This is a genomic window from Pseudomonas sp. URMO17WK12:I11 (assembly GCF_007677725.1).
In the GTDB taxonomy this organism is placed as follows: Bacteria; Pseudomonadota; Gammaproteobacteria; order Pseudomonadales; family Pseudomonadaceae; genus Aquipseudomonas.
Window position 1 is genome coordinate 370,713 of record NZ_VEDF01000005.1, and the last position, 15,344, is coordinate 386,056.

Below are 15,344 nucleotides of genomic sequence, written 5' to 3' on the forward strand. Positions count from 1 at the left end.
TGTCACTGCTCCAAGGGGGAAACACTTCGGGTATGCTGGGCGGCAATGAAGAACGTACAAGTTGACCGCCCGCACATGAACAGCCCAATCCTTGTCACCGGCGCCAGCCAGCGCGTCGGATTGGCCCTGGCCCTCGAGCTGGCCGAGGCCGGCCACACCGTGGTCAGCGCCAGCCGCAGCCTGTCAGCCCACCCAGCGCATCCGAATATCCAGCAGTTCCAGGCCGACTTGTGCATCAAGGCCGATCGGGATGCGCTCATCGAGTACCTGCAGCAGCGCTACGACGGCCTGCGGGCGATCATCCACAATGCCTCGCTGTGGCTCGACGATGGCCTCGACAACCTCGAGACCATGTTCCGCCTGCACGTCGAAGCGCCCTACCACCTCAACCTTGCGCTCGGTGAAATGCTCGGCAAGGTCGAAAAGGCCGACATCATCCATATTTGCGACGAAACCTCGTCACGCGGCAGCAAAGGCCACATCGGTTATGCCGCGACCAAGGCTGCGTTGCAGAACATGGTGCTGTCGTTCGCTGAAAAGTACGCACCCACCGTGCACGTCAACGGCATTCTGCCTGGCCTGCTGATTCTCAAGCAGGACGGCGACGAGGCTTACCGCCAGCAGACCCTGAAAAAGGCCCTGCTGGAATTCGAGCCTGGCGCAGGCCCGTTGATCGAAACCGTCAAGTACCTGCTGGCCAGCCAATACAGCACCGGCAGCCAGGTGGTCATCAACGGTGGCCGCCACCTTAAGAATCGCATGATCTGAGAGGACTCCATGACCGAACAGCAACAGCTCGAACTCGAAGCCGCCGCCTTCAGGCGCCTGGTCGACCACCTGCAGAAACGCACCGACGTGCAGAACATCGACCTGATGAACCTGTCCGGCTTCTGCCGCAATTGCCTGTCCAAGTGGTACAAGGCCGCGGCCGATGAGCGCCAGCTCGACCTCAGCCTGGACGATGCCCGCGAAGCGGTGTACGGCATGCCCTATGCGCAGTGGAAAGCCCAATACCAGAAAGAAGCCAGCGCCGAACAGCAAGCGGCGTTCGAACAAGGAAAACCCCGTGACTGATCTGAACACCCTGTACGCCAGCCTTTCCAGCGGCCAGCACCAGTTCGCCGACACCCTGGCGTTCATTGCCAGCCATTACCACTACCAGCCGCAAGCGTTCAGCAACGGCGGGGTGGAAAACGCGGCTGGGCAGAACGAAGGCTCATGCAAGACCTTGGGCCTGGCATTGCTTGAAGGGCTGAGCGACGAGCAAGCGCTGCTGGCCTTCGGCGAGCACTACCGCGACGTGCTGGCAACGCCTGGGGGCAGCGACCACGGCAATATCCGCGCACTGATCGAGCACGGCCTGGCAGGCGTCAAGTTTGCCGCGCAGCCGCTGTCGCGCAAGGGCTGAAGGACGTCCGGCCCGGTTGCCGGGCGGGCGTGCCAGCAGGGCTAAGACAGCCCTGCTGGCGCAGCTGACGGGCGCTTACAGCTCGACGCAGTCGAACTTCACGTCGGTGGCCACGTCTTCGTCATAGTTGACGTCGGCGCGCTCGAAGCCGAACAGGTTGAGGAACTGCTTCTTGTAACCGGCATAGTCGGTCAGCTCGAACAGGTTCTCGGTGGTGACCTGCGGCCACATGGCCTTGCAGGCGTCCTGCACGTCGTCGCGCAGTTCCCAGTCATCCAGGCGCAGGCGGGCTTTTTCGTCAACTTGCGCTGGAGCGCCATCGGCGCGGTACAGGCGATCGCGGAACATGCGGTCGAGCTGATCCTGGGTGCCTTCGTGCACACCCTTCTCCTGCATGATCTTGAACACCATCGACAGGTACAGCGGCATCACCGGGATCGCCGAGCTGGCCTGGGTGACGACCGATTTGAGCACCGCCACGTTGGCACCGCCGTTCACATCTGCGGCCAGTTTCTGGTCCAGGCGCAGGGCGGTTTCGTCCAGGTCCTGCTTGGCCTGGCCCAGTGCACCGTGCCAGTAGATCGGCCAGGTGATTTCGGTACCGATGTAGCTGAAGGCCACGGTGCGGGCGCCTTCGGCCAGCACGTCGGCGCCAGCCAGGGCGTCGATCCACAGCTGCCAGTCCTGGCCACCCATCACGGTGACGGTATCGGCGATTTCCTGCTCGGTGGCCGGCTCGATGCTGGCCTCGATGATGGTGTCCTTGTTGGTGTCGATGGCGGTCGACTTGTACGGTTGGCCGATCGGCTTGAGCGCCGAGCGGATCACTTCACCGGTCTGCGGCAGCTTGCGTACAGGCGAAGCCAGCGAGTAGATGACCAGATCGACCTTGCCGCCCATTTCGTGCTTGATCAGCTCGATGACCTTGGCACGGGCTTCATCGGAGAAGGCGTCACCATTGATCGACTTGCTGTACAGGCCCTCGGCCTTGGCGAACTTGTCGAAAGCGGCAGCGTTGTACCAGCCGGCGGTGCCAGGCTTGGTTTCAGTGCCGGGCTTTTCGAAGAACACGCCCAGGGTATCGGCCTTGAAGCCGAACGCCGCGGTGATGCGCGCAGCCAGGCCGTAGCCGCTGGAGGCGCCGATTACCAGGACCTTCTTCGGGCCATCCTCGCGCACGCCGAGCTTGCGGGTGGCTTCGATCTGGTCACGGACGTTGAGCTCGCAGCCCTTCGGATGAGTCGTGGTGCAGATGAAACCGCGAACCTTAGGATGAATGATGGCCAATGTCTGTACCTCGTCAGGTTTATGCGCGGAAACGCCCCTTGGGGCGATTCCATTTGATCAGAGGGTGAGACTACCCCCGCAGGTTATCCGACACATATTACGGTGTTCGCGGCCATTGTTCGTCCGCAGTACGGCCATTTATTTGCTTTTCACATCAATGGCAAAGAAAAACAAACTTAACAAATCAGCCAAAGCCGCCGATGCTGGGGTGATCCTGCCCATTGCCCGGAGAACAACAACATGAACGACGTCGTGATCGTCGCCGCCACCCGCACCGCCATCGGTAGCTTCCAAGGCGCGCTGGCCAACCTGCCAGCCGTCGACCTGGGTGCAGCGGTGATCAAGCAATTGCTGGAGCAGACCCGACTGGATCCGGCCCAGGTCGATGAAGTGATCCTCGGCCAGGTACTGACGGCAGGCGCTGGGCAGAACCCGGCACGCCAGGCGGCGATCAAGGCCGGCCTGCCCTATTCGGTGCCAGCCCTGACCTTGAACAAGGTCTGCGGCTCTGGCCTCAAGGCCCTGCACCTGGCGGCGCAAGCGATTCGATGCGGTGACGCCGAGGTGGTGATCGCCGGTGGCCAGGAGAACATGAGCCTGGCCCCGTACGTGATGCCCTCGGCCCGTACCGGTCAGCGCATGGGCCACGGGCAACTGGTCGACAGCATGATCAGCGACGGCCTGTGGGATGCCTTCAACGATTACCACATGGGCATCACGGCCGAGAACCTGGTAGAACGCTATGGCCTGAGCCGTGAGCAGCAGGACGCCTTCGCTGCCGAGTCGCAGCGCAAGGCCGTGGCAGCCATCGAGACCGGCCGCTTCGCCGATGAAATCACGCCAATCGTGATCCCGCAGAAAAAAGGCGAGCCGACCGTGTTCGCCCGCGACGAACAACCGCGCGCGGACACCACTGCCCAATCGCTGGCGAAGCTGCGCGCGGCCTTCAAAAAAGACGGCAGCGTCACCGCTGGCAATGCCTCCAGTCTCAACGACGGCGCCGCCGCCGTTCTGCTGATGAGCGCCAGCAAGGCGCAGGCATTGGGCTTGCCGGTAATGGCGAAGATTGCCAGTTATGCCAGCGCCGGGGTCGATCCGGCGTTCATGGGTATCGGGCCGGTGTCGGCGACCCAGCGTTGCCTGGAAAAGGCCGGCTGGCAACTGGCCGACCTCGACCTGATCGAGGCCAACGAGGCCTTTGCCGCCCAGGCGCTGGCGGTGGGCAAGGCACTGGAGTGGGATGCGAACAAGGTCAATGTCAATGGCGGGGCCATCGCCCTGGGGCATCCGATCGGCGCGTCCGGCTGCCGGGTGCTGGTGACGCTGCTGCATGAAATGATCAAGCGCGATGCCAGGAAGGGCCTGGCCACCTTGTGCATCGGCGGCGGCCAAGGCGTCGCGCTGGCGATCGAGCGCTGATCAGGCGCTGACCCGCACCGCGCGCTCAGCCGCCTGGTTGACGGCCTTGGCCAGCCGCGTGACTTCCTGGCACTTGTGCACAGCCTGCTCGACCGGGCTACGCAGCGAGGCGCAGGCGGTGGCTACCCACAGCCTGTCACCCAGCCGCTCGTGAGCATCGAACAACAGCTGCAGGTGCTGTTGCTGCTCACCCGGCGCGGCATCCTCGGCATCGACCACACCGAGTGACAGCACTTTGTAGGCCGGCAGCCGGTCGAGCACCGTCTGATACTGCTCGGCAGCCTGCACCAGGTCCACATGCAAGCCGTCGACGGGCAGGTTGACGGCCAAGCCGAGGTTCCCGTCGAGCGCGCCGCCATAGGTGGCAATGAGTTTTTTCAGCGGCGCGCGCTGCAGGATGTTATAGACGCGCTCGTAGGCATTCTTCCAGGCTTGGGGCAACTCGAGGGTCAGGATCGGCTCATCGATCTGCACCCATTCGACACCTTGCCCAGCCAGGCGATTGAGCATCTGGTCGTACAGCGGCAACAGGCGATCGAGCAGTTCCAGCCTGTCGAGCTGAGCGTCTTCTGCCTGGCCGAACCACAGGTAACTCAACGGCCCTGTCACCACGGGCTTGACTGCGTGGCCCAACGCAGTGGCGTCTTGCACCTCGGCGTGCAAGGCTTCCCAGCCGAGAATGGCCTGCGGGTCGGCATCAATCAGCGCGTGCGGCTGCTCAGGGGCGTACCAGGCGAAGTCGCCTACGGGCAGCAGTTCGATGCCGGCCTCTTTCTGCACCTGCCAGTGGCGTGCCCGCATTGCGCGATCGCAGCCGGTACGCGGAAAGCCCAGATTGTGTGCCAGCGCCATGTCATGTCTCTCGAACTACAAAAAAGAATGAGGCGATTGTCCGGTGCCGAAGGCGTTGAGACAAACTCATAAAATTTGAGATCAACTCAAGAATTTCTCATGATCGAGTGGACCGGCATGTCTTTTTCGGAGCAGCATTCTGCGCCTGCGGACATGGGTCAGGGACACGCCATGTCGCACAATGCCAATCTGAACCGCCTGGGTGCCTATTGCCGATGAGCCTGCTGAAAACTGCACTGCGCGAAAAGCGCTTCGTCTGCGTCATGGAATTCGTGCCGAAACCGTCGGCGCAGCGTTTTGCCGACATGCAGGCGATCCTGGCGCGCCAACAGCTATGCGGTTGGCCGCTGAGCGTGGCCATCGGCGATCGCGTGGGCAGCCCGCTGGACCTCTCACCCCTGGATGCACTGGCCTCGTTTACCCATCAACCTGACGCCCTGCCGCACTTCTCGGGCAAGGACCGTGAGCGCCATCACCTGCTGGCGCAGTTGCAGCGCATGCAGGCGGCAGGGCTTGAGCAACTGTTGCTGCTGACCGGTGATCGGCTGCCAGGTCACCAACCGGGACAGCGCCCGGTGCGCTACCTGGAGTCGGTCGCAGCCTTGCTGATCGCGCGCCAGGCATGCCCTGATTGGCTGTTGGGGGCGGCGCTGAACCCGTTCAAATACCAGGAGGAAGAAGGCGCAGCGCAGTATTTCAAGGGGCAGAAGAAGCTCGCTGCCGGCGCGGATTTTCTAACCTTGCAACTGGGTTTCGATGCCGACAAGCACCACGAAGCCATGCACTGGATGCGCCGCCAACCCGCACCTAAGCCGATGCTCGCCTGCCTGATGAGCCTGACTCACGGCCGCGCCGGCATGCTCGAGCACGTCGCCGGGGTGACCGTCACCGCGTCGGTGCGCGAGATGCTCGCGGCCGAAAGTCAGGTATCCAAGGCCTTTGCCCAGAGGCGCAGTGTCGATCGTCTGGCCTTGCAGATCATCGGCGTCAAGCTGATGGGTTACGCCGGGGTGCATCTGTCGGGGATCCACGCGCCGCAGCAGCTCGATGACCTGCAGGACCGGTTGGCCCACTGGCAAGCGCAGGTCGAGAACCTCGAGCAGTGGGCACCGGCGTGGGCCGCCAGCTGGCAGATGCCGGACCTGCCCCAGGTCACGTTCCATCCCCCACAGGGTAACTGGCGCCACGGCCAGGCTCGGGCGCAGGCGTCGTTTACCGAGAAAGCCCGCTACCACCTGCTGCACGGCGCCCATGACTTGCTGTTCGAGCGCGGCCAGTGGTTGAGCAAGGCGTTTGGTTGGGCGGTGCGTCAGCCGCTGTGGGCCACCGGCACGGGCGCACGCTTGCTGCATGGCGTGGAGCGCGCCGTCAAGCGCCCTTTGCTAGGCTGCGATACCTGCGGGCGCTGCCGGCTGCAGGACACGCTCTATACTTGCCCGGAAACCTGCCCCAAGGGCCTGGCCAATGGCCCGTGCGGCGGCACTACGCTGAACCGCTGCGAGTTCGGCGACCGCGAATGCATCCACAGCGTCAAGTACCGGACCGCCAAGGCCGTAGGGCAAACGGCGGTGCTCAGCGAGCGTTTGATCCCCTGCGTCGAGGCCCACTCGCGTCACCGCAGCTCCTGGCCGCAGTGGTTCGAGCCGGGCGCGCCAGCGCGGCTCAGCCCGCAGTCAGTGCCTCGAAGCCAGCCCGAATCGTAGCTTCTGGCAACTCATCGGCGATGAACACCAGCACGCTTTCGCGGGGTTCGTCACTCGCCCATTCGGCATCCCAGTCGAAGCCGTAGAGCTTCAGCACCCCTTGAAAAACCAGCCGGCGCTCTTCGCCAGCGATGTTCAGCACGCCCTTGTAGCGCAGCAGTTGCTTGCCGTGGGTCTCCAGCAGCTCGTTCATGAAGGTGCTCAGACGGTCGATGTCCAGCGCGCGCTCGGTGCGCAGCACCAGGGTGGAAATGCGGTCTGGAGTCGCCGCTTTGCGCACCGGGCGCAGGCTCGGCTTGAGGTTGGCGCCCAGGTCCGGATTGAGGTTGAAGCCGCGCACATCGAGCAGCTCGGCCAGATCGATCCGGCCCTGCTCGACCACACGGATCGCCGCCCGTCCATTGATGCGCGCCAGGCGCTCGCTCAGCGCCTGCACGGCTGCCGGATCGACCAGGTCGGTCTTGCTCAGCAGCAGGCGATCGGCGAAGCCGACCTGGGCCTGGGCGATGGCCTGGGCCAGGTGCACCTCGGCGTGCGCGGCATCGACCAGGGTGATGATGCCATCGAGGAGGTAACGTTCACGCAGTTCTTCGTCGACGAAGAAGGTTTGTGCAACCGGAGCCGGGTCGGCCAGGCCGGTGCACTCGATGACCAGGCGCTCGAAGGCGATCTCGCCGGCGTCGAGACGCTCGAGCAGCAGGTACAGGGCGCGGGTCAGGTCGCCATGGATGCTGCAGCACACGCAGCCATTGGCCAGGGTCATGACCTGCACCGGTTCGTCACCGAGCAGTTGGCTGTCGATACCGGCTTCGCTGAACTCGTTTTCGATCACGGCGATCTTCAGCCCGTGTTCGGCCTTGAGCATGTACTTGAGCAGCGTGGTCTTGCCGGCGCCGAGAAAGCCGGTCAGCACGGTTACGGGGATAGGCGTGTGCACGCAAGGATTCTCCTGAAGCTGAAAATGAGTGTGGGAGGCCGGTTGCCCGGCCTCCCACAGGTTCACGCACGTTGCTGGCTCAACAGCACTTGGGCCCGGACTTGCCACCGTAGCGTGCCTCTTGGCGTTCGCGGAAGAACTCCTCGTAGGTCATCACCGGCTTGTCCGGGTGCTTGTTGCTCATGTGCTCGACGTAGTTGTCGTAGTCAGGCATGCCCACCATCAGGCGGGCAGCCTGCCCAAGGTACTTACCCAGCCGACCCAAGTCGTTGAACATCACTGCAGCCCTCTCATGCGTCAGGCAAGGCCTGGAACGGGGTTTCCTTGTCGCTGCGCTCCTTGCGGCCAAGGGCGGCATAGCCGACTTTGATCGCGAAGAACAGCACACTGAACACCACCAGCAGGAACAGGATGGTCAGCCCGGCGTTGGTGTAGGCGTTGTAGATCACGTGCTGCATCTGACCAATGTCCTTGGCCGGCGCCAGTACCTGGCCTGCATCGAGGGCGGTGCTGTACTTGTTGGCCAGGGCCAGGAAGCCGACTGCCGGGTTCGGATCGAACAGTTTGATCAGGCCCGCTGCGGTGGTGCAGATCAGCAGCCACACCGCTGGCACCAGGGTCACCCAGATGTAGCGTTGGCGCTTCATCTTGATCAGCACCACGGTGCCGAGCATCAAGGCGATGCCCGCCAGCATCTGGTTGGAGATGCCGAACAGCGGCCACAGGGTATTGATGCCGCCCAGCGGATCGATCACGCCCTGGTACAGCAGGTAGCCCCACAAGGCCACGCAACCGGCGGTGCCGATCAGGTTGGCGGTCCACGACTCGGTACGCTTGAGCGCCGGCACGAAGCTGCCCAGCAGGTCCTGCAGCATGAAACGCCCGGCGCGGGTACCGGCGTCCACCGCGGTGAGGATGAACAGCGCCTCGAACAGGATCGCGAAGTGGTACCAGAAGGCCATGGTGTTCTCGCCCGGCAAGACCTGGTGGAGGATCTGCGCGATCCCCACCGCCAGGGTCGGCGCACCGCCGGCACGGGCCAGGATGGTGTGCTCGCCGATGTCGCGGGCCACCGCTTCAAGCTGCTCAGGGGTGATCATGAAGCCCCAGCTGCTGACGGTCTGCGCCACCGCGACGGCGTCGGTGCCGACCACTGCGGCCGGGCTGTTCATGGCGAAGTACACGCCCGGCTCGATCACCGAGGCGGCCACCATGGCCATGATGGCCACGAACGATTCCATGAGCATGCCGCCGTAGCCGATGTAGCGGGCGTTGGTTTCGTTGTCGAGCAGCTTCGGCGTGGTGCCCGAGGAGATCAGTGCATGGAAGCCAGACACCGCGCCGCAGGCGATGGTGATGAACAGGAACGGGAACAGGGTGCCCTTCCACACCGGCCCGGTGCCGTCGGTGAACTGGGTCAGTGCCGGCATTTTCAGCTCCGGCATGGTGACCAGGATGCCGATCGCCAGGGCGATGATGGTACCTATCTTGAGGAAGGTCGACAGGTAGTCGCGCGGAGCCAGCACCAGCCATACCGGCAGCACTGCGGCGACGAAGCCGTAGCCGACCAGCATCCAGGTGATCTGCACGCCGGTGAAGGTGAACGCCGGGCCCCAGACCGGGTCGGCGGCGATCTGGCCCCCCAGCCAGATGGACGCCAGCAGCAATACCACGCCGATCAGCGAAATCTCGCCGATGTGGCCTGGGCGGATGTAGCGCATGTAGATGCCCATGAACATCGCGATCGGGATGGTCGCCATCACCGTGAACATGCCCCACGGGCTTTCTGCCAGGGCCTTGACCACGATCAACGCCAGCACCGCGAGGATGATGATCATGATCAGGAAGCAGCCGAACAGGGCGATGGTCCCGGGGATGCGGCCCATTTCCTCGCGCACCATGTCACCCAGGGAGCGACCGTTGCGGCGGGTGGACAGGAACAGGACCATGAAGTCCTGCACGGCGCCGGCCAGCACCACGCCGGCGATCAGCCACAGCGTGCCGGGCAGATAGCCCATCTGCGCAGCGAGTACCGGACCGACCAGCGGGCCGGCGCCGGCGATGGCGGCGAAATGGTGACCGAAGAGGATGTGCTTGTTGGTCGGCACATAGTCCAGACCGTCGTTGTTGAGTACCGCAGGGGTGGCTCGACGTGGGTCCAGTTGCATCACCTTGGTGGCGATGAACAGGCTGTAGTAACGGTAGGCGACCAGGTAGATGGCCACTGCCGCGACCACGATCCACAAGGCATTGATCGCCTCGCCGCGCCGCAGGGCGACGACCCCCAGGGCGCAGGCGCCCATGACTGCCAGCGCCAGCCACGGAATGTGGCGCAGCAGGCTGTTATTGTTGTTCATGGCATGCTTCCAGCTAAGTGGTTGGAATAGACAGCCCTTTGAGTCTAGGGCCTGCCGGGGCGCTTTACCATATCCAATTACAATCGCTGCGGTGTCGCCAACACGCGCGCTAGAGCGGCATTGAACAACTAAAGGGGTATGCACCTGACATTTCTGCCAGTTGCAAGGATCTGCCCCTCATCCCATCGTCATGGCTCTTCAATGACTAAAGGGATTTTGCGATGAACCTCTACCTGCAAAGCGCACTTGCAAGCCTGGTGGCCGGATTCACCCTGCACGGCACCGCCGCACCCATCGAGCCCAGGCATGGTGCGATGGAAACGCCCATCGCTCGCCAGCTTGCCTGCTATCAGGCGCAAGACTTCTACTGGCCACCTGATGGTTCGGGGATCAAGAGCCAGGGCTGCAAAGCGGCCTATCAACACGTGTATACGAAGTTCGGCAATGACGCACAGCAGGCGGTCTATCAGTTCAATCAATGGCATGAAGTGTCGAAGAACGTCAAAGACTACAAGAACCTCGACGAAGTGAAGAAGGCCATTCCCGATGGGCAACTGTGCTCCGCCGGTAACAGCGTTGACGCGAGTGAGCGCGCGTCTGCCGCCAAAGAGGTTGGCTCGGCGCGCATTCTGGTGCTGGCCAATGACAAGAGCGGCCTGGATGTTCCCGCGAACTGGCAAGCTCAGACCCTTGCCAAGGGTGCCGACAACAAAGTGAAGATGCGTTACAAGATCCAGGCCGCACACAACCCAAGCTATTGGGAGATTTATGTCTCCAAGCCCGATTACGATCCGAAGGTGCGCGCCTTGAACTGGGATGACCTGGAACTGGTGGGCGAATTTGGCGATGTTTCACCCATCAACGGATACTACGAACTGGATGTAGATCTCAAAGACAGTGAGGGTCGTCGCGTGATCTATAGCCGCTGGCAGCGGCAAGACTCGGCCGGCGAAGGCTTCTACAACTGCAGCGATGTGAACATCGTTGCCAGCCGATAGGCGATACTGCGCGCAAAAAAATGGCCATGGCTGGTCTATAGTCAGTGCAACTGACGAGGGGCCTGCCATGACCAATTCTGCGGACGACCGCCGCCGTTTTCAGCGTATCGACTTCGATGCTCCCGCCGAACTGCGCCAAGGCGATCGCCGCTGGCCGGTGAAGCTGCTCGACCTCTCGCTCAAAGGCCTGTTGGTGGAACGTCCCTCGCCATGGGATGCCGACCTGACCCAGGATTTCGACGCCATCGTCCACCTGGACCGCGACGTGCGCGTGCAGATGCAGGTTGAACTGCGGCATGAAGAAGCGGCGCGCCTGGGCTTCGTCTGCCTCTATATCGACGTCGAGTCCATGAGCCACTTGCACCGTCTTGTGGAATTGAACGTGGCCGACAGCACCGAAATGATGCGTGAACTGCGCGAACTGATCGAATAATACAATCTCTTAGCTAGCTAACAAGCGGGCCACCCCTGTTTCCTGTCTACCCAGACAGCTTTATCACTGGGTAGTGCAGTGTTGTACACACCCCCTACCGCGCTTCTGTGAACACTTGGTACGCGATCTGCATTGCCTTCAAGCACCGCTTGCAAGGGCAAGTGTCTGCGGTTCGATCAAAATATTGTATACAATTCTGATGGCGTTCCTTGGCGCTAAGTGTCTACAGTATCGCCACAACAATAAACAGAGAGCCTGCTCCATGACTACGTCCACTAGCACGTCTCCGGCCAAGCGACCCGAGGATGAAAACCTTGGGCTTGGTGCCAATCTGGCCTATGGTCTGCAGCATGTCCTGACCATGTATGGCGGGATCGTCGCGGTACCGCTGATCCTGGGTCAGGCGGCGGGCCTCAACGGCGCCGAGATCGGCATGCTGATCGCAGCCTCGCTGTTCGCCGGAGGCCTGGCGACCTTGCTGCAAACCTTGGGCATCCCGTTCTTCGGTTGCCAGTTGCCGCTGGTGCAGGGCGTATCGTTCGCCGGCGTCGCGACCATGGGCGCGATCCTGAGCAGCGAGGGCGGCGGTGGCTTGCCGGGTGTACTGGGCGCTGTGATGGCGGCTTCGCTGATCGGTTTGCTGATCACCCCGGTGTTCTCGCGCATCACCAAGTTCTTCCCGCCGCTGGTGACCGGTATCGTCATCACCACCATCGGCCTGACCTTGATGCCGGTCGCTGCCCGTTGGGTGATGGGTGGCAACAGCGCTTCACCGGAATTCGGCAGCATGGCCAACATCGGCCTGGCCGCCCTGACCTTCGCCATCGTGTTGCTGCTGAGCAAGCTGGGCAGCGCCACCATCTCGCGCCTGTCGATCCTGTTGGCGATGGTGGTCGGTACCTTGATCGCCTGGGCATTGGGCATGACCGACTTCAGCAAGGTCAGCGAAGGGCCGATGTTTGCCTTCCCTACCCCTTTCCACTTCGGCATGCCGGAGTTTCATATTGCCGCGATCCTGTCGATGTGCATCGTGATCATGGTGACCCTGGTGGAAACCTCGGCCGACATCCTGGCCGTCGGTGAGATCATCGATACCAAGGTCGACTCCAAGCGCCTGGGCAATGGCCTGCGCGCCGACATGGCATCGAGCATCCTGGCGCCGATCTTCGGCTCGTTCACCCAGAGCGCCTTTGCCCAGAACGTCGGCCTGGTGGCGGTGACCGGGGTCAAGAGTCGCTACGTGGTCGCCACCGGCGGGGTCATCCTGGTGGTGCTCGGGCTGCTGCCGGTGATGGGCCGCGTCATCGCCGCCGTGCCCACGCCAGTGCTCGGCGGTGCCGGCATCGTGCTGTTCGGCACCGTGGCCGCCAGCGGCATCCGGACCCTGTCCAAGGTCAACTACAAGAACAACGTCAACCTGATCATCGTGGCGGCTTCCCTGGGCTTTGGCATGATTCCGATCGCCGCACCGAACTTCTATCATCACTTCCCGAACTGGTTCGAGACCATTTTCCACTCCGGCATCAGCTCGGCGGCGATCATGGCCATCCTGCTCAACCTGTTGTTCAACCACTTCAAGACCGGCAACTCGGAGAACCAGTCCGTGTTCGCCGCCGCCTACGAACGGACGATTCAGTACTCGGACATCTCATGCCTGCGCGATGGCGACTTCTTCAAAGATGGCAAGCTGTTCGATGCCGATGGCAACGAAGTGCCGGTGATGGAGCAGGACGAGCACGGTAACCAGGCGCTCAGGCGCACTGCGGTGGCCGAGCACTGAGGGGACAGGGGCAGAAAAGAAAGGGGCTGACGCGCATCGTCAGCCCTTTTTTTGTTCGTTGCGGCACTGGTGGGGTGGTGGATCGAGCGCCGCGCGTGGCGCATCGCGAGCTGTGCTCGCTCCTACGGGGGGGGCGCAGCGTGGCCGGGGGCACGGGACGAAGGCTTACTCGAACAACGCGTCCAGGGCCTGCTCCAAGCGGGTCACGGCGATCACCTGCAAGCCTGCCGGGGGTTCCTTGGGGGCGTTGCCCTTGGGTACGATGGCGCGCTTGAAGCCGTGCTTGGCCGCCTCCTTGAGCCGCTCCTGCCCGCTGGGTACTGGCCGCACCTCACCCGACAGGCCGATCTCGCCGAACACCAGCAAGCCATGAGCCAAGGGCCGATTGCGCAGGCTCGACATCACCGCCGCCAGCAGCGCCAGGTCCGAGGCGGTTTCCAGTACCTTGACGCCGCCCACCACGTTGAGGAACACGTCCTGATCGTGTGTGGGAATGCCGCCATGGCGGTGCAACACCGCCAGCAACATGGCCAGGCGGTTCTGGTCCAGGCCCAAGGTCACCCGTCGTGGGTTGGCCAGGTGGCTGTCATCGACCAGCGCCTGCACCTCCACCAGCATCGGCCGGGTGCCTTCCCAGGTGGCCATGACCACGCTGCCGGGCACTTCTTCCTGGGTGCGGTTGAGGAAGATCGCCGATGGGTTGGAGACTTCCTTCAGGCCACGGTCGGTCATGCCGAACACGCCCAACTCGTTGACCGCGCCGAAGCGGTTCTTCACCGCCCTGAGCAGACGCAGGCGGCCGTCGGACTCGCCTTCGAAATACAGCACGGTGTCGACCATGTGCTCCAGCACCCGAGGCCCTGCCAGCGAGCCTTCCTTGGTGACATGGCCGACCAGGAAGATCGCCGTCCCGCTTTGCTTGGCATAACGCACCAGCAACGCGGTGCTCTCGCGCACTTGAGCGACGCCACCCGGTGCCGATTGCAACTGCTCGGTGAAGATGGTCTGGATCGAATCGATCACCATCACGCGTGGTTTTTCGACCCGCGCGGTGGCGATGATGGTTTCGATGCAGGTTTCGGTCATCACCTTGAGCTGGTCCTGGGGCAGGCCCAGGCGCCGCGAGCGCATTGCCACCTGTTGCTGCGATTCCTCGCCGGTGACGTACAGCGCGGGCATGGCCACGGCGATGTTGCACAGGGTCTGCAGCAGGATGGTTGACTTGCCGATACCGGGGTCGCCGCCGATCAGCACCACCGAACCGTCGACCAGACCGCCGCCGAGCACGCGATCGAGCTCGGTGCTGCTGGTCGAGAAACGTGGGATCTCTTCGACGCTGACTTCGGCGAGGGTCTTGATCTGCGCTTGCTGCCCGGTCCAGCCGGCGCGGCCGCTGGGAGGCGCGGCACCGCCGCTTTCGATGGTGGTCTCGACCAGGGTGTTCCAGGCGCCGCAATCGGCGCACTGCCCGGCCCACTTGGGGAAGGTCGCGCCGCATTCGGTGCAGCCATACAGACGCTTGGCTTTGGCCATCGGCAAGATCTCCGGAAAAACCGCCATGATAGCTGAGACAGACGTGTCTCGAACCCGCCCAGATGCGACAAAACTATTCGATCTAACCGCAGTCACTACCCCTGACGCCAACGCATGAAGCTTTTCTGTGGCTTACACTGCGTTAACCTCACCATTTGTTACAAGGAATCAAACATGGGCATGATCAGTGAGTTCAAGGCCTTCGCGGTCAAAGGAAATGTCGTCGACATGGCGGTCGGTATCATCATCGGCGCGGCCTTCGGCAAGATCGTCTCCTCGTTCGTCGGGGATGTGGTCATGCCGCCACTGGGACTGCTGATTGGCGGTGTGGACTTCAGCGACCTGGCGATCACCTTGAAAGCGGCCCAGGGCGACGTACCGGCCGTGGTGCTGGCGTATGGCAAATTCATCCAGACGGTGATCGACTTCATCATCATCGCCTTCGCCATCTTCATGGGTGTGAAAGCCATCAACCGTCTCAAGCGCGAAGAGGCCAAGGCGCCAACCACCCCGCCGGTGCCAACCCCTCAGGAAACCCTGCTGACCGAAATCCGCGACCTCCTCAAAGCCCAGAACACCAAGCTCTGAGCTACAAGCTGCAAGCTGCAAGCTGAGCGGCGTTGAGGCTGCTCCCGCT

Annotated in this window: 15 protein-coding genes; 9 read left to right on the forward strand and 6 right to left on the reverse strand. The window is 62.8% G+C overall.

What is annotated here, in order from left to right; translation table 11 throughout:
- Nucleotides 1-75: 75 nt before the first annotated feature.
- From folM to FS665_RS12795, 3 genes are read left to right on the forward strand one after another with little or no spacing between them, the layout of a single operon-like run.
- Nucleotides 76-768, forward strand: coding sequence for a dihydromonapterin reductase (gene folM, locus FS665_RS12785; protein WP_145188580.1), 693 nt, complete (start codon nucleotides 76-78; stop codon nucleotides 766-768).
- A gap of 9 nt (nucleotides 769-777) precedes the next feature.
- Entirely contained in the window at nucleotides 778-1,074 is a 297-nt protein-coding gene (locus tag FS665_RS12790; RefSeq protein WP_145188583.1) for a DUF1244 domain-containing protein, read from the forward strand.
- A complete protein-coding gene (locus FS665_RS12795) occupies nucleotides 1,067-1,408 on the forward strand; it encodes a HopJ type III effector protein (protein WP_178108336.1) in 342 nt (113 codons plus the stop codon). Before FS665_RS12790 ends, FS665_RS12795 begins: the two co-directional genes overlap by 8 nt.
- 75 nt (nucleotides 1,409-1,483) lie before the next feature.
- Here FS665_RS12795 and fabV read toward each other — a convergent pair whose 3' ends face one another.
- Entirely contained in the window at nucleotides 1,484-2,695 is a 1,212-nt protein-coding gene (fabV, locus tag FS665_RS12800) for an enoyl-ACP reductase FabV (protein ID WP_145188589.1), read from the reverse strand.
- Between the two features lie 240 nt (nucleotides 2,696-2,935).
- Between fabV and FS665_RS12805 the strand changes: the two genes are divergently transcribed.
- Nucleotides 2,936-4,114, forward strand: coding sequence for an acetyl-CoA C-acetyltransferase (locus FS665_RS12805; RefSeq protein ID WP_145188592.1), 1,179 nt, complete (start codon nucleotides 2,936-2,938; stop codon nucleotides 4,112-4,114).
- Here FS665_RS12805 and FS665_RS12810 read toward each other — a convergent pair whose 3' ends face one another.
- A complete protein-coding gene (locus tag FS665_RS12810; RefSeq protein WP_145188595.1) occupies nucleotides 4,115-4,966 on the reverse strand; it encodes a 5-methyltetrahydropteroyltriglutamate--homocysteine methyltransferase in 852 nt (283 codons plus the stop codon). It lies immediately after the preceding gene.
- 215 nt (nucleotides 4,967-5,181) lie between these two features.
- On the opposite strand from FS665_RS12810, the gene FS665_RS12815 reads away from it, so the two are divergent.
- Nucleotides 5,182-6,669 (forward strand): methylenetetrahydrofolate reductase C-terminal domain-containing protein, encoded by a 1,488-nt coding sequence (locus tag FS665_RS12815; protein ID WP_145188598.1) that lies wholly within the window; start codon nucleotides 5,182-5,184, stop codon nucleotides 6,667-6,669.
- Here FS665_RS12815 and yjiA read toward each other — a convergent pair.
- The 3 genes from yjiA to FS665_RS12830 all read right to left on the reverse strand — a co-directional run bounded on the left by yjiA (nucleotide 6,629) and on the right by FS665_RS12830 (nucleotide 9,963).
- Nucleotides 6,629-7,606 carry a GTPase gene (gene yjiA, locus FS665_RS12820; RefSeq protein ID WP_145188601.1) on the reverse strand — a complete coding sequence of 326 codons (978 nt, stop codon included), beginning with the start codon at nucleotides 7,604-7,606 and terminating at the stop codon, nucleotides 6,629-6,631. The two genes, FS665_RS12815 and yjiA, sit on opposite strands and share 41 nt — an antisense overlap.
- Nucleotides 7,607-7,685: 79 nt before the next feature.
- On the reverse strand, nucleotides 7,686-7,883 hold the full coding sequence (locus tag FS665_RS12825) for a YbdD/YjiX family protein (protein WP_145188604.1): 198 nt from the start codon (nucleotides 7,881-7,883) through the stop codon (nucleotides 7,686-7,688).
- Nucleotides 7,884-7,896: 13 nt separating this feature from the next.
- A complete protein-coding gene (locus tag FS665_RS12830; protein ID WP_145188607.1) occupies nucleotides 7,897-9,963 on the reverse strand; it encodes a carbon starvation CstA family protein in 2,067 nt (688 codons plus the stop codon).
- Between the two features lie 221 nt (nucleotides 9,964-10,184).
- Here FS665_RS12830 and FS665_RS12835 point away from each other — a divergent pair, with 221 nt between their 5' ends.
- The 3 genes from FS665_RS12835 (at nucleotide 10,185) to FS665_RS12845 (ending at nucleotide 13,174) form a co-directional block, all read left to right on the forward strand.
- Nucleotides 10,185-10,961, forward strand: coding sequence for a lytic polysaccharide monooxygenase (locus FS665_RS12835; protein ID WP_145188610.1), 777 nt, complete (start codon nucleotides 10,185-10,187; stop codon nucleotides 10,959-10,961).
- A 67-nt stretch (nucleotides 10,962-11,028) separates the two neighbouring features.
- Nucleotides 11,029-11,394: a PilZ domain-containing protein gene (locus tag FS665_RS12840; protein ID WP_145188614.1), complete on the forward strand. Its 366-nt coding sequence runs from the start codon at nucleotides 11,029-11,031 to the stop codon at nucleotides 11,392-11,394.
- 262 nt (nucleotides 11,395-11,656) lie between these two features.
- Nucleotides 11,657-13,174, forward strand: a complete 1,518-nt coding sequence (locus FS665_RS12845) for a nucleobase:cation symporter-2 family protein (RefSeq protein WP_145188617.1) — start codon at nucleotides 11,657-11,659, stop codon at nucleotides 13,172-13,174.
- A gap of 165 nt (nucleotides 13,175-13,339) precedes the next feature.
- On the opposite strand, the gene radA is transcribed toward FS665_RS12845, so the two are convergent.
- On the reverse strand, nucleotides 13,340-14,707 hold the full coding sequence (gene radA, locus FS665_RS12850; protein ID WP_145188620.1) for a DNA repair protein RadA: 1,368 nt from the start codon (nucleotides 14,705-14,707) through the stop codon (nucleotides 13,340-13,342).
- Between the two features lie 174 nt (nucleotides 14,708-14,881).
- On the opposite strand from radA, the gene mscL reads away from it, so the two are divergent.
- Nucleotides 14,882-15,295, forward strand: a complete 414-nt coding sequence (gene mscL / locus FS665_RS12855) for a large-conductance mechanosensitive channel protein MscL (protein WP_145188623.1) — start codon at nucleotides 14,882-14,884, stop codon at nucleotides 15,293-15,295.
- The last annotated feature ends 49 nt before the right edge of the window (nucleotides 15,296-15,344 follow it).

Bases quoted from the DNA above. Each gene is read 5' to 3' on its own strand.
- folM (WP_145188580.1), top strand. From the start codon at position 76: ATGAACAGCCCAATCCTTGTCACCGGCGCCAGCCAGCGCGTCGGATTG.
- FS665_RS12790 (WP_145188583.1), top strand. From the start codon at position 778: ATGACCGAACAGCAACAGCTCGAACTCGAAGCCGCCGCCTTCAGGCGC.
- FS665_RS12805 (WP_145188592.1), top strand. From the start codon at position 2,936: ATGAACGACGTCGTGATCGTCGCCGCCACCCGCACCGCCATCGGTAGC.
- FS665_RS12810 (WP_145188595.1), bottom strand. From the start codon at position 4,966: ATGGCGCTGGCACACAATCTGGGCTTTCCGCGTACCGGCTGCGATCGC.
- FS665_RS12815 (WP_145188598.1), top strand. From the start codon at position 5,182: ATGAGCCTGCTGAAAACTGCACTGCGCGAAAAGCGCTTCGTCTGCGTC.
- FS665_RS12825 (WP_145188604.1), bottom strand. From the start codon at position 7,883: ATGTTCAACGACTTGGGTCGGCTGGGTAAGTACCTTGGGCAGGCTGCC.
- FS665_RS12830 (WP_145188607.1), bottom strand. From the start codon at position 9,963: ATGAACAACAATAACAGCCTGCTGCGCCACATTCCGTGGCTGGCGCTG.
- FS665_RS12835 (WP_145188610.1), top strand. From the start codon at position 10,185: ATGAACCTCTACCTGCAAAGCGCACTTGCAAGCCTGGTGGCCGGATTC.
- FS665_RS12840 (WP_145188614.1), top strand. From the start codon at position 11,029: ATGACCAATTCTGCGGACGACCGCCGCCGTTTTCAGCGTATCGACTTC.
- FS665_RS12845 (WP_145188617.1), top strand. From the start codon at position 11,657: ATGACTACGTCCACTAGCACGTCTCCGGCCAAGCGACCCGAGGATGAA.
- radA (WP_145188620.1), bottom strand. From the start codon at position 14,707: ATGGCCAAAGCCAAGCGTCTGTATGGCTGCACCGAATGCGGCGCGACC.
- mscL (WP_145188623.1), top strand. From the start codon at position 14,882: ATGGGCATGATCAGTGAGTTCAAGGCCTTCGCGGTCAAAGGAAATGTC.